The sequence below is a fragment of the Ancylobacter mangrovi genome, assembly GCF_024752355.1.
In the GTDB taxonomy this organism is placed as follows: domain Bacteria; phylum Pseudomonadota; class Alphaproteobacteria; order Rhizobiales; family Xanthobacteraceae; genus Ancylobacter; species Ancylobacter mangrovi.
Genome location: NZ_JANTHZ010000002.1, coordinates 599568 through 612116, shown reverse-complemented (window position 1 = coordinate 612116; position 12549 = coordinate 599568). Strand labels below are relative to the sequence as shown.

The 12549-nt window shown below is 69.8% G+C and carries 12 protein-coding genes and 1 tRNA gene; 7 read left to right on the top strand and 6 right to left on the bottom strand.

Annotated features, from left to right (window positions below):
• Positions 1-65: 65 nt before the first annotated feature.
• From NVS89_RS08190 to NVS89_RS08180, 3 genes are all read right to left on the bottom strand, one after another.
• Entirely contained in the window at positions 66-275 is a 210-nt protein-coding gene (locus NVS89_RS08190) for a hypothetical protein (protein ID WP_258732114.1), read from the bottom strand.
• A 186-nt stretch (positions 276-461) separates the two neighbouring features.
• Positions 462-683, bottom strand: coding sequence for a con-10 family general stress protein (locus NVS89_RS08185; protein WP_258732113.1), 222 nt, complete (start codon positions 681-683; stop codon positions 462-464).
• Positions 684-861: 178 nt separating this feature from the next.
• The gene (locus NVS89_RS08180; RefSeq protein WP_258732112.1) at positions 862-1119 is read right to left on the bottom strand and encodes a hypothetical protein; all 258 of its coding nucleotides are present in this window, start codon (positions 1117-1119) and stop codon (positions 862-864) included.
• Between the two features lie 374 nt (positions 1120-1493).
• Here NVS89_RS08180 and NVS89_RS08175 point away from each other — a divergent pair, with 374 nt between their 5' ends.
• Positions 1494-2447: a polysaccharide pyruvyl transferase family protein gene (locus NVS89_RS08175; protein ID WP_258732110.1), complete on the top strand. Its 954-nt coding sequence runs from the start codon at positions 1494-1496 to the stop codon at positions 2445-2447.
• A gap of 228 nt (positions 2448-2675) precedes the next feature.
• On the opposite strand, the gene NVS89_RS08170 is transcribed toward NVS89_RS08175, so the two are convergent.
• Positions 2676-2751, bottom strand: a tRNA-Ala gene (locus NVS89_RS08170).
• Positions 2752-2909: 158 nt separating this feature from the next.
• Positions 2910-3311, bottom strand: a complete 402-nt coding sequence (locus tag NVS89_RS08165) for a TIGR02300 family protein (RefSeq protein WP_258732374.1) — start codon at positions 3309-3311, stop codon at positions 2910-2912.
• A gap of 189 nt (positions 3312-3500) precedes the next feature.
• Between NVS89_RS08165 and aroA the strand changes: the two genes are divergently transcribed.
• The 6 genes from aroA to rpsA all read left to right on the top strand — a co-directional run bounded on the left by aroA (position 3501) and on the right by rpsA (position 11345).
• Positions 3501-4919, top strand: a complete 1419-nt coding sequence (aroA, locus tag NVS89_RS08160; protein ID WP_258732109.1) for a 3-phosphoshikimate 1-carboxyvinyltransferase — start codon at positions 3501-3503, stop codon at positions 4917-4919.
• Positions 4916-5560 (top strand): (d)CMP kinase, encoded by a 645-nt coding sequence (gene cmk, locus NVS89_RS08155; RefSeq protein WP_258732107.1) that lies wholly within the window; start codon positions 4916-4918, stop codon positions 5558-5560. Before aroA ends, cmk begins: the two co-directional genes overlap by 4 nt.
• Before the next feature lie 5 nt (positions 5561-5565).
• Positions 5566-6015: a carboxymuconolactone decarboxylase family protein gene (locus tag NVS89_RS08150; protein ID WP_258732106.1), complete on the top strand. Its 450-nt coding sequence runs from the start codon at positions 5566-5568 to the stop codon at positions 6013-6015.
• 9 nt (positions 6016-6024) lie between these two features.
• Positions 6025-6789: a precorrin-6A synthase (deacetylating) gene (cobF, locus tag NVS89_RS08145; protein WP_258732105.1), complete on the top strand. Its 765-nt coding sequence runs from the start codon at positions 6025-6027 to the stop codon at positions 6787-6789.
• 158 nt (positions 6790-6947) lie between these two features.
• The gene (locus NVS89_RS08140; protein ID WP_258732103.1) at positions 6948-9017 is read left to right on the top strand and encodes a putative bifunctional diguanylate cyclase/phosphodiesterase; all 2070 of its coding nucleotides are present in this window, start codon (positions 6948-6950) and stop codon (positions 9015-9017) included.
• Positions 9018-9635: 618 nt separating this feature from the next.
• A complete protein-coding gene (gene rpsA / locus NVS89_RS08135; protein ID WP_258732102.1) occupies positions 9636-11345 on the top strand; it encodes a 30S ribosomal protein S1 in 1710 nt (569 codons plus the stop codon).
• A 115-nt stretch (positions 11346-11460) separates the two neighbouring features.
• On the opposite strand, the gene hemH is transcribed toward rpsA, so the two are convergent.
• Complete coding sequence (gene hemH, locus NVS89_RS08130) at positions 11461-12534, bottom strand: ferrochelatase (protein WP_258732100.1); 1074 nt, start codon at positions 12532-12534, stop codon at positions 11461-11463.
• Positions 12535-12549: the final 15 nt, after the last annotated feature.

Below are 12549 nucleotides of genomic sequence, written 5' to 3'. Positions count from 1 at the left end.
CAGGACAACCGACCAGCGCGGAAGAAGTTCGGAAATTGGCTCCGCCAAACGCCAACGACCTGCTGTCAGCGCGGCGTGCGGCAGGCCCGCACCAGCGCCGCGACCGCGAGCAGCACCGCCGACGTCGTGACGCCGGCGGCCACCACCCCGGCCGGCGTCCAGCGCGCAGTCGCGTGGATGGTCATGTTCTTGCCGAGCCGCACGTCCCATACCGCCTTCATCTCCTCGGGGTGGTAGGGGGTGGCCGGCTCGTCGATCTGGAGATCCTCGCTCATCGTGCCCTCTCGCGGCTCGAAGTGGCCCGTCGGCCGGGCCTGCCGATGCCGTAGCGTGGCACATGCGCGCGGTGCCGGCCATCGGGCGCTCACCGTCGATCGCCGCCGGGCGCCAAATGCGCGATGCCCGCCCCGGCCGGAGCCGGAGCGGGCAGCATGTCGCACATGTCTTTGCAGGCCGGAAAGCTACTTCTGGCCGCCCTTGTGGCCGGCGTCGCGGGCGCGGTCACGGTCGTTGGAGAAGTTGCCGGGGTTGCCGGACTGGCCGCCCTGCTGGCGATTGTCGCCGCCGGACTGGCTGTGCTGCTGGGCGGGGGAATGCTCGGCGCCCTTGCGACCGGCTTCGCCGGCCTTGTCGCGGTTGTCGGCGACGTTGCCGGAACCACCGCGATGCTGCTGGTTGGTCATGGGGAAATCTCCTCGATGGATTTGCCCCCCGGCTAACAACGGCCGGGCAGGGACCTCGTTCCAGGGTAAAATCGGAGGCGCCGACCTGCCCTAAGGGACGCTGTCCCCAAGCCTTTTCGAGCCGCAGCCCCCGGCGGCCCCGGCGCCGGGCTCTCCGGCGCGCGGGCCTGGCTCCGTCTCAGCCCCGGCCGGCGATGATCCCGTTGGCCTCCGCCCACCAGATGAAGGCGTTCGCGGCCTCGAGGCACTCTTCCGAATCGGCCGCGCTCTGTAGCCGGCGGATGAGGCCGTCATAGTCGCCCCTGGGGTGCGGATTGGCCTGGGCGAAGGCCAGCGCCTCGTCCAGCGTGTCGATGTCGAACACCGCCGACCCCGCGCGCACGCGCACCGGCGGCATGGGGACGGGCACGGCAGGCTGCATTTCGCCGATCGTCATGGCGGCAACTCCCGTTTTGCTGAAACCGTCGGAATCAACCCTCCACAGCCCCGCACGTTCCGCCGCGCGGGCGGGTGCGGGCCCGCATCATGACCCGATTTTCCCGACGGCGCGGTGAAGTCCTCTCTCCGCCGCGGCCGGAAAACGATTGGAAACGGTGCGCTCGCCGATAGATTTCACACGCGTTCAAAGCATTGTTCGCCGTCGGCCAAAGATATAAGCTTTACCTCTTTATATCCCGAACCATACGGGAGTGCCTCATGGCTGTTACTTTCGCGGAGATCGTAGAGCGTACGGGTAGTATTCCACTCTCCTGGGCCGGCTCGACTTTGCAGATGAATTATCTCAATTTTGGCGACGCTTTGAGTCCTGTCATGGTCTCGCTATGCACCGGCAAGCCGGTCCACCGCGTTCCGACGAAGTCGCTCACGCCGCGCATGGCGGCGGTGGGCACCATCGGTCATGGCTTTTCCGGCGGCGATGTCTGGTTCTGGGGCACCGGTTGCTCGAACTGGCGCAATCCGGGCAAGCCCGAAGCCGAGCGCGAGCCTTTCGTGCCGTCGGCCGATTCGCGCTTCCATGTGAACGCCACGCGCGGTCCGGTTTCGGAGCGGCTGCTCGGCGGCGGGAGCGGCGGGACGGGCATCTATGGCGACCCCGTCTGGCTGCTGCCGCGCTTCTACGACCGCCCGGTCGCCAAGAAGTGGAAAATCGGCGCGGTGCTGCACCTGTCCGAGCTTGCCAACCGCGAGATGGAAGCAAAGCCGCTTCCCGAGCTCGAGCGCTATCTGGTTCCGGACGAGTTGCGCGATGACGTCCATCTCATCACCACCGTCACGCCGGTCTCGATCGACGGGCTGCGGGACAAGGTGGACGAGATCCGCGCCTGCGAGCGCATCGTCTCGACCAGCCTGCACGGCATGGTGATCGCGGAAAGCTACGGCATTCCCTGCCTGTATTTCTCGCCGTCCGGCCGGACGGCGGGCGTCGACGTGTTCGATCTCGACGCCGACCCGACGCTCGATCTGCGGCTCATCGATCTGTATCGCGGCCTCGGGCGTTCGCGGCTGTGCGTCTATGTCCAGCCGCGCAAGGAGGCGACGGACTGGCCGGCCCTGATGCGGGCCATCGACGCGAGCTGGGACCCGATCGACCTGCAGGACGCCGACGCGCTGGTGGACGCGCTGCCGCTGGAGGTCGCGCCGCTGTCGGCGCGGCCGGGCGAGACGATCTGGGAGCACCCGCTGCTGCGCTCGCTGGTGCTTCAGCACGACGTCGCGCAGCTCCGGCGCGACGACAAGGCCGCCGCGCTGCGCCTCAGCGCCTGACCGGTCCGGACCGCCTGCGACGATGGCCGATTCGCTTCACCGGTCGGCACGGTGCGCTCGTTCGTGCCGCGCCGGCTGCCGGGTATGTCCCGATCGGCGTCGATGCCGGCCGACGCCATCGCGACTCACGTCGCGGGCAAGATCGGCTTCACCCACGAGGGTGCCGTGACGCGACAGCGGCCGCCCATCGAGGCGGGAGGCGGCTTATTCTTGATCGATGGGGGAGACTGGTGGAGCCAGGCGGAATCGAACCGCCGACCTCTTGAATGCCATTCAAGCGCTCTCCCAACTGAGCTATGGCCCCACCGGGGTTGCCGGGTGCGCGGGCGCTTTGGGCGCCTCGCCTTGGGTTTCACCCGGCGTGTCGCCCCGGAACCAACCGGAGCGGACGGTCGTAAAGCACATGGCGGATGAGACTGCAAGCCTCCACTGTGCGGCTTGCCTGTCGTCCCCAGCGCTTTTTCAGCTTTCCTCGTCGTCCTCGATGCCGTCGCCGATCAGATCGGTTACGTCATCCTCGCCATCCTCGTCTTCTTCGAGGAAGGTGTCGTCGTCATCGGATTCGACGTCCTCGTCGATCTCGATGTCGTCGTCGGACGCGGCGGGCGCCTTCGCGTTGGAGCTGGTGGCCTCCTCGTCGGCCTCTTCCAGCGACACGATCTCGACGTCCTCGTTCTCCTCCGATTCGGTTTCCGTCTCGGCGGCGGGACGAGGCGTGTCGGGTCGCCCGCCACGTGCCACCGGCACGGCGATCGGGACGACCTGCCCGGTATAGGGCGAGATCACGGGGTCCTTGTTCAGGTCGTAGAACTTCCGCCCGGTAACCGGGCAGACGCGTTTGGTGCCTAAATCAGGTTTCACCACGGTTCGGAACCTCAGAAAGTGGTGACGAAAGGGTGCTCCCATTGAACCGGCGGCTTCGAGGAGTCAAGCCGCATTTGCTTTCTCGTGACGCCAATGACGGCCTCGTGCTAGGACGGCGCCCGTTCACCGTCGGCGCGACCCCCGCGAGGAGGCCCTCACATGGATACCGCGCGGCAGAAAGGGCGTCAGATGAGCACCACCGCTTCCCCGTCTTCCGCCAGGGACGTCGCCCCCGCGAAGGACGCGGCGTCCAGCGGTCATGGAAACGCCCCGCTGCCCGCCCGCGCCTCCCGCTCCGGCCCGCTCGCCGGCACGATCGAGGTGCCGGGCGACAAGTCGGTGTCGCACCGGGCGCTGATCTTCGGCACGCTGGCGGTGGGCGAGACCGAGATCACCGGCCTGCTGGAAGGCGAGGACGTGCTCAACACCGCGCGCGCCTGCGCCGCCCTCGGGGCCAATGTCGAGCGGCTCGGGCCGGGCGCCTGGCGGGTGCATGGCGTTGGCGTCGGCGGGCTGCAGGCGCCGGACGGCCCGCTCGACTTCGGCAATGCGGGCACCGGCTCGCGGCTGATGATGGGCGTGGTCGCCGGCAACCCGATCACCGCGACCTTCGACGGCGACGCCAGCCTTCGCAAGCGGCCGATGCGCCGCATCCTCGACCCGCTGGAGAAGATGGGCGTCGAGGTGCTGGACGAGGCCGAGGGCGGGCGCCTGCCGCTGACGCTGCGCGGCCCGCGCGACCTGATCCCGATCACCTATGAGAGCCCGGTCGCCTCGGCGCAGATCAAGTCGGCGGTGCTGCTCGCCGGCCTCGGCGCGCCCGGCGAGACCACGCTGATCGAGAAGGAGGCGAGCCGCGACCACACCGAGCGCATGCTCGCCCATTTCGGCGCCGAGGTGCGGGTCGAGCCGCATGGCGCGCATGGCCGCAAGGTCACGCTGAAGGGCCGCCCGGAGCTCAAGCCGGCGCCGGTGCGCGTGCCGGCCGATCCCTCCTCGGCCGCCTTCCCGCTGGTGGCGGCGCTGATCGTTCCCGGATCCGAGGTGACCATCCGCGGCGTGATGACCAACCCGCTGCGCACCGGGCTCCTGACCACGCTTCAGGAGATGGGCGCGGCGATCGAGTTCCTCGACGCCCGGACCGAGGGCGGGGAGAGCGTCGCGGACCTGCGCGTGCGGGCCTCGGCGCTGAAGGGGGTCGACGTGCCGGCGGCGCGCGCGCCCTCGATGATCGACGAATACCCCGTGCTCGCGGTTGCCGCCGCCTGCGCGCAGGGCACCACCCGGATGCGCGGCCTGTCCGAGCTCCGCGTCAAGGAATCCGACCGTCTCGCCGCCGTCGCCGCAGGGCTGGAGGCGGGGGGCGTCGCGTTCGCGATCGAGGGCGACGACCTCGTCGTCGAGGGCCGCGGCCGCGTTCCCGGCGGCGGCACGGTCGAGACCCACATGGACCACCGCATCGCCATGAGCTTCCTGATGATGGGGCTCGTCGCCGAAAAGCCGATGACGATCGACGACGTCTCCTTCATCGCCACCAGCTTCCCCGACTTCGTGCCGCTGATGACCGGGCTTGGCGCCGACATCGCGCTCGCCGGGGACGCGGCGTGATCATCGCCATCGACGGGCCGGCCGCCTCGGGCAAGGGCACCGTCGCCCGGGCGCTGGCGGCGCGGTTCGGCCTGCCCCATCTCGACACCGGCCTGCTCTACCGCGCGGTCGGGTTCGCGGCGCTGACGCGCGGCCTCGATCTCGAGGACGCCGCCGCCCTCGCCGCGCTGGCGGCCGGGCTCGACCTCGCCGCCTTCGATCCCGAGGCGCTGAAGTCCGGGCCGGTGGGCGAGGCGGCCTCGCGCGTCGCCGCCCTTCCGCAGGTGCGCGCGGCGCTGTTGAAGCTGCAGCGCGATTTCGCCGCCCGGCCGGGCGGGGCGGTGCTGGACGGGCGCGACATCGGCACCGTCATCGCGCCGCAGGCCGAGGTGAAGATCTTCGTCACCGCGAGCCCGGAGGCGCGCGCCGCCCGCCGCTACCGCGAGCTTTCCCAGCGCGGCGAGGCGGTGAGCGAGACGTCGGTGCTGGAGGACATCCGCCGGCGTGACGCGCGCGACAGCGGCCGCGCCAGCGCCCCGCTGGTCAAGGCGCTCGACGCCGTCGAGCTCGACAACACCGCGCTCAGCGCAGCCGAGAGCGTCGCCCGCGCGCTCGAGATCGTCGCGGCCCGCATCGCCCCTCCCGCCTCTGGAATGGAGTGAGCCGCATGGCCGACGAGACCCGCCCTGGCGACGGGTTCCTGTCCCGCGACGACACCGGCGACGAACGCCTCGCCCGCGGCAAGGCGCAGCTCGCGCGCATCACCGGCCGCTCCGGCGAGGAGGTGATGGCCGCGCTCGCCGACGTCGCCCCGGACTTCGCGCGCTACATCTTCGAGTTCGGCTATGGCGACATCTATTCGCGCCCGGGCCTCGACCTGCGCACGCGCCTGCTCGCCACGGTGGCCGGGCTGGTCTGCCTCGGCCATGCCCAGCGCGAGCTGGAGGTGCATATCGGCTCGGCGCTGAACTGCGGGGCGAGCCGGCAGGAGGTGATCGAGACCATCATGCAGATGGCGCTCTATGCCGGCTTCCCCGCCGCGCTCGATGCGCTGTTCGTGGCGCGCAAGGTGTTCGCCGCGCGCGAGGAGGCCGGCACGCCGCCGGCGCAGGGCTGAGGAAGGCCGATGCGGCGCGTTCTCGTCATCGGCATCGGCATGGGCGACCCCGCCGCGCTGACCCTTCGCGCGGTGGAGGCGATCAACCGCGCCGACGTGTTCTTCTTCCTCGACAAGGGCGAGGCGGCCGCCGAGCTGATCGAGCTGCGCGAGGCGATCCTGCGCACCCATCGCCGCGCGCCGTGGCGCTCGGTCACCGCCGCCAGCCCGAAGCGCTCGGCCGAGAGCGGCTACCGCGCCGGGGTCGAGGCCTGGCATGCCGCGCGGGCGGAGATCTTCGCGCGGCTGATCGACGAGGAGATCGCGCCGGACGGGGTCGGCGCCTTCCTCGTCTGGGGCGATCCGATGCTCTACGATTCGACGCTGCGGGTGCTCGACACCGCCCGCTCCGTAACTGCGCCCGGCGCTCCGCCATTCGAGGTCGAGGTGGTCCCGGGCATCTGTGCGATCCAGGCGCTGTGCGCCGCGCACGCGATCCCGCTCAACGGCATCGGCGAGCCGGTGGAGGTGACCACCGGACGGCGCGTCGCCGGTGCGACGCCCGAGGCTCCCGCCTTCGTGGCGCTGCTCGATGACGGCACCGGCCTCCGCGCGCTGATCGAGCGCGGCTGGGCCGGGCGCGTGTGGTGGGGCGCCTATCTCGGCACGCCCGACGAGGTCCTTTTGGCGGGGCCGCTGGCCGAGGTGGGCGAGGCGATCCTCGCCCGGCGCGCCGAAGTGAGGGCGCGCAAGGGATGGGTGATGGACGTCTGGCTCGCCCGCGCCGACGTATGAAATTCCGGCGAGAATTGACTCGCATTCAACTGCACTTGCGTGTAGATAGTCGCGCGCGCCACGATGACGGTAACCGTCGCTGTTCGGTCGGTCGGGGCCACATCTTCGACATTCCATGAATGTGGACTTCGCGCGGCGGGCGCCGGGTTGGTCAATAGATGCGTGTTCTCACCTGCCTCGTGGCGTTCCATGACCTGCGTCTGGTGGCACTTGCCGCGCTCGTCTGCCTCGGCGGCGGCTATGTGACGATCGAGCTGTTCCGGCGCGCGCAGGAGCGCACCGGCATCCAGCGCGGCGGGTGGATCTTCATGGCCGCCGTCGCCGCCGGCTGCTCGGTTTGGTGCACGCATTTCATCGCCATCCTCGCCTACCGCACCGACATTCCCGCCCAGTACGACCCGGTGCGCACCCTGGCCTCGCTGCTGGTCATGATCGCCGGCGGCGCGCTGGCCTTCTTCATGATCCACGCCCCCTCGTTCGCCCGCACCACCCTTTCGGGCGTGGTGCTCGGCCTGTCGGTCTCGGCCATGCACTATCTCGGCATGTTCGCCTACAGCGTCGACGGCTTCGTGCAGTGGGACCCGACCTATGTGGTGCTGTCGGTCGTCGCCGCGCTCGGCTTCGGCATCGTCTTCGCCCATGCGGTGGCGGCCGGCCATCGCTGGATCGCGCTCGCCGCGTTCACCTCCAGCGTGGTCACGCTGCACTTCACCGGCATGGCGGCGGTCACGGTGACGGCGCTGGCGCCGGCGGGGGCCGGGGCCACGGGCGGCACCGAAGGGCTGGCGGTCGCGGTCACCGGCGGCCTGCTGCTGCTGCTCGGCACCGGCGTCGCGAGCTATCTGATCGATTCCGACGTCACCGAGCAGAACGTCGACACGCTGCGCCGGCTGGCGCTGAGCGACGGGCTGACGGGCCTGCCCAACCGCACCCATTTCGTCGGCCGGCTCGATGCCGAGCTCGCGCGCGCGAGCGCGCAGGCGGGCAAGCTCGCCGTCGCCATCATCGACCTCGACAAGTTCAAGGAGGTCAACGACCTCTACGGCCACGACGCCGGCGATTCGGTGCTGCGCATCGTCGCCGGGCGCTTTTCCGCGATGCTGCAGGAGGGCGAGCTGATCGCCCGTATGGGCGGCGACGAGTTCGCCGCCGTGAAGCGCTTCTCGGCCGACGAGGAGGTCAAGGAGTTCGGCGTGCGGCTGGAGGAGGCGCTGTTCGAGCCGATCAGGCTCGGCGAGAGCGACATTCTCGGCGGCGGCAGCATCGGCCTGTCCATCTATCCCGAAGATGGCGACACCAGCGCCCGGCTGGTCGGCAATGCCGACCTCGCCATGTACCGCGCCAAGTCCGACGTCACCCGCGCGGTCTGCTACTACGACGCCACCATGGACGAGGCGGCCCGCGCGCGGCGCGACCTCGCGGCCGAGATGCGGACCTCGCTGGAGGAAGGCCATTTCGCCCTGCACTACCAGGTGCAGACCGATTTCGAGCGCGGCGAGATCATCGGCTACGAGGCGCTGCTGCGCTGGAACCACCCCACGCGCGGCCTGATCGAGCCGACCGAATTCGTGCCGCTGGCGGAGGAGACCGGCCTCATCCTGCCGCTCGGCGAATGGGTGCTGCGCAGCGCCTGCGCGGAAGCGGCGCGCTGGGACCCGCGCATGTCGATCGCGGTCAACATCTCCGCGGTCCAGCTCGGCCATATCGACCTGCCGCGCCTCGTCGCCGAGGTGCTGCGCGACACCGGGCTCGCCCCGGCGCGGCTGGAGCTCGAGATCACCGAGACCGCGATCATCCGCAACCGCTCCAAGGCGCTGCGGGCGATGGAGGGCATCCGCGCGCTCGGCGTGACGGTGGCCATCGACGATTTCGGCACCGGCTATTCCTCGCTGGCGACGCTGCGCACCTTTCCGTTCGACCGCATCAAGCTCGACCGCGCCTTCATCCGCGACCTCGCCACCGACCAGCAGTCGCTCGCCATCATGCGCGCGGTGCTCGCGCTCGGCCGCAGCCTCAACATCCGGGTGCTGGCGGAGGGGGTGGAGACGCGCGACCAGCTCGCCGTGCTGCAGGCGGAAGGCTGCACCCAGGCGCAGGGCTTCTATTTCGGCTACCCTTCCGCCCCGGCCCAGCTCGCGCCGGCGGGTGCCGGGCCGGCCGCCTCCGCTGCCGCGCCGCCAGCCGCGGCCGGCGGGTTGAATCTTGCCTTCCCCCTCCCCTTGCGCTAGGAACGGCGCGTCCGCGCGCCCTTACCTGAAGGTGGGCCGCCCGGGCGGGCCGGGGCGAGGCGAAGCGTCGCCCCTGTAGGAGGTAGCCCGCCGCGCCGTCGACCGGTCGCTCGGACGTGAGAGTTTCGGCCCTCGCCAAAGGCCGTCCGCGATCCATATCAGGTGAGGCGTGCCGTCCCTGCCCTGCGCATGCCCTTGTCGGCGTGCCGGGACGGACGATCGGCCGCCGCCGGCCCGACCTTCCGCACCGGCCTCCGGGCGGTCCGGTTCGGGCCCGCCGCCTCTCCAGCTTTTCCCGCGCGTGCCGTTGATACGGCAGCGGGAGGGCAGCGGGAGGGATCGCCGGCCGATGGCGGGCAGGGGCATGTGACGGGCATCCGGTACGGCACCGCGCCGTGCCCGGCATCCACCCGCCATCCAGTATCGGAGCGTTGCGCATCGCCCGGGCGGCACCGTCCGGGATCGCCGCGTTCCGAAAGCGTCTACGCCGCCTTTTCCACGGCCACAGCGCCGGGCCCCGAGTTTCGGGGCAGCACCGGGATCGCCAGACCCGGTGCCCGTGGGAGAGGGGGCGCCCGACAACCCAACCGGCGCAATCCGTCTGGCTCAGGAGCTTATATGTCCGCAACCGAAACCGCACTTGCGTCCCGCGACGATTTCGCCGCGATGCTCGAGGAGAGCTTCTCCCACGCCGAGCCCGCCGAGGGCACGGTCGTCAAGGGCACCGTGGTCGCCATCGAGAAGGACCTCGCCATCATCGACATCGGTCTGAAGACCGAAGGCCGGGTGGCGCTGCGTGAATTTGCCGGCCCCGGCCGCGACCAGGAAATCAAGGTCGGCGACGAGGTCGAGGTCTATCTGGAGCGTGTCGAGAACGCGCTCGGCGAGGCCGTCCTCTCGCGCGACAAGGCGCGCCGCGAGGAGAGCTGGGTCCGCCTCGAGAAGGCGTTCAACGCCCAGGAGAAGGTCTCCGGCGTGATCTTCAACCAGGTCAAGGGCGGCTTCACGGTCGACCTCGACGGCGCCGTGGCGTTCCTGCCGCGCTCCCAGGTCGACATCCGTCCGATCCGCGACGTCGGCCCGCTGATGCACAACCCGCAGCCGTTCCAGATCCTCAAGATGGACCGTCGCCGCGGCAACATCGTGGTCTCGCGCCGCACGGTTCTCGAAGAGACCCGCGCCGAGCAGCGCCACGAGCTGGTGCAGAACCTCGAGGAGGGTCAGGTCATCGACGGCGTGGTCAAGAACATCACCGACTACGGTGCGTTCGTCGACCTCGGCGGCATTGACGGTCTGCTGCACGTCACCGACATCGCCTGGCGGCGCGTGAACCACCCGACCGAGGTGCTCACCATCGGCCAGACGGTCAAGGTGAAGATCATCAAGATCAACCACGAGACCCACCGCATCTCGCTCGGCATGAAGCAGCTGCTCGGCGATCCGTGGGAGGGTATCGAGGCCAAGTACCCGGTCGGCGCCCGCTTCAAGGGCCGCGTGACCAACATCACCGACTACGGCGCGTTCGTCGAGCTGGAGCCGGGGATCGAGGGCCTGATCCACGTCTCCGAGATGAGCTGGACCAAGAAGAACGTCCATCCCGGCAAGATCGTCGCCACTTCGCAGGAAGTGGAAGTCGCGATCCTCGAGGTGGATCCGGTCAAGCGCCGCATCTCGCTGGGCCTCAAGCAGACCCTGCAGAACCCGTGGGAAGCCTTCGCCGAGAAGTATCCGGCCGGCTCCACCGTGGAAGGCGAGGTCAAGAACAAGACCGAGTTCGGTCTGTTCCTGGGTCTCGACGGCGACGTCGACGGCATGGTCCATCTCTCGGACCTCGACTGGAACCGTCCGGGCGAGCAGGTCATCGACGAGTTCAAGAAGGGCGATATCGTCAAGGCGCAGGTCCTCGACGTCGACGTCGACAAGGAGCGCATCTCGCTCGGCGTGAAGCAGCTCGGCGGCGACCCCTTCGTGGATTCGGGTGAGACAGTCCGCAAGGGCGCGATCGTGACCTGCGAAGTGATCGACGTGAAGGAAGGCGGCGTCGACGTGAAGATCGTCGGCACCGACTTGACCACCTTCGTCAAGCGCTCGGAACTGGCCCGCGACCGCGGCGACCAGCGTCCGGACCGCTTCGCGGTCGGCGAGAAGTTCGACGCCCGCGTCACCCTGTTCGACCGCAAGGCGCGCAAGGTGCAGGTTTCCATCAAGGCGCTCGAGATCGCCGAGGAGAAGGAAGCCGTGGCGCAGTTCGGTTCGCAGGATTCGGGCGCTTCGCTCGGCGACATCCTGGGCGCCGCGCTCAAGAAGGCGTCCGAGAAGACCGACTGACCGGAACGGCGCGGGGGCCATCCGCCCCCGCCGCCTGACGGCCCCGAAAACGCGAACGGCCGGCGTGTCACCACGCCGGCCGTTTTTCTTTAAGGCACGCGGGGGTAGCCCAACTTCAACCCAGCTCGGCCCAGCCCATCAGCTCGCGGCGCACCACCGTCTCCAGCACGTCCATGCCGGGCTCGGAATCGTTCAGGCAGTTGATGAAGTGGAACTTCTCGCCGCCATGGTGGTGGAAGATCTCGGCGTTCTCGCCGCCGATCTCCTCCAGCGTCTCCAGGCAGTCGGCGACGAAGCCGGGGGTGATCACCGCGAGGCGCTTCACGCCGGATTTCGCCAGCGCCTCCACCGTCTTGTCGGTGTAGGGCTGCAGCCACTCGGCCTTGCCGAAGCGCGACTGGAAGGTGACGCGCAGCTTCTCCTCCGGCCAGCCCAGCCGCGCGCGCAGCAGCCGCGCGGTCTTGTGGCAGAAGCACTGGTAGGGGTCGCCCTTGTCGAAATAGTCCTTAGGAATGCCGTGGAAAGAGGCCAGCACCAGCTCCGGCTCCCAGTCGAGCGCGCCGAGCGAGGTCTCGATCGAGTTCGCCAGCGCGTCGATATAGGCCGGCTCGTCCGGCCAGGGCGGGGCGACGCGCAGCACCGGCTGCCAGCGCATCTTCTTCAGCGCGTCGAAGGCGGCGTCGCACACCGTCGCCGAGGTGGCGGCGGCGTATTGAGGATAGAGCGGCACCAGCAGGATGCGCTCGCAGCCGGCCTTCTGCAGCGCCTCGATGCGCGAGGCGATGGAGGGGTTGCCGTAGCGCATCGCCCAGTCGAAGACGAGCCGCGGGTCCCGCCCCGACAGCCGCGCGGCGAGCTTTTCCGACTGCGCGCGGGTGATGGTGCGCAGCGGCCCCTCGTCGCGCTCCTTGTTCCAGATCGTCGCGTAGTCGCGGCCCTTGGCCTGCGGGCGCTTCGACAGGATGACGACGTTGAGCAGGAACCACCACAGCGCGCGGTTGACCTCGATCACGCGCCGGTCGGAGAGGAACTCCTTCAGGTAGCGGCGCATCGACCAGTAGTCGGTGCCGTCCGGCGTGCCGAGATTGACGATGAGCACGCCGATCTTCCCGAACGCGACCGGCGGGTGGCCTTCCGGCAGCGCGGCCGGGCTGCCCGCCGTCTGCGGCATGGGAACGGGCCTGTTCATCGCCAACACCTCACC

Bases quoted from the DNA above. Each gene is read 5' to 3' on its own strand.
- hemH (WP_258732100.1), bottom strand. From the start codon at position 12,534: ATGAACAGGCCCGTTCCCATGCCGCAGACGGCGGGCAGCCCGGCCGCG.
- rpsA (WP_258732102.1), top strand. From the start codon at position 9,636: ATGTCCGCAACCGAAACCGCACTTGCGTCCCGCGACGATTTCGCCGCG.
- aroA (WP_258732109.1), top strand. From the start codon at position 3,501: ATGAGCACCACCGCTTCCCCGTCTTCCGCCAGGGACGTCGCCCCCGCG.
- cobF (WP_258732105.1), top strand. From the start codon at position 6,025: ATGCGGCGCGTTCTCGTCATCGGCATCGGCATGGGCGACCCCGCCGCG.
- NVS89_RS08190 (WP_258732114.1), bottom strand. From the start codon at position 275: ATGAGCGAGGATCTCCAGATCGACGAGCCGGCCACCCCCTACCACCCC.
- NVS89_RS08140 (WP_258732103.1), top strand. From the start codon at position 6,948: ATGCGTGTTCTCACCTGCCTCGTGGCGTTCCATGACCTGCGTCTGGTG.
- NVS89_RS08180 (WP_258732112.1), bottom strand. From the start codon at position 1,119: ATGACGATCGGCGAAATGCAGCCTGCCGTGCCCGTCCCCATGCCGCCG.
- NVS89_RS08185 (WP_258732113.1), bottom strand. From the start codon at position 683: ATGACCAACCAGCAGCATCGCGGTGGTTCCGGCAACGTCGCCGACAAC.
- NVS89_RS08175 (WP_258732110.1), top strand. From the start codon at position 1,494: ATGGTCTCGCTATGCACCGGCAAGCCGGTCCACCGCGTTCCGACGAAG.
- NVS89_RS08150 (WP_258732106.1), top strand. From the start codon at position 5,566: ATGGCCGACGAGACCCGCCCTGGCGACGGGTTCCTGTCCCGCGACGAC.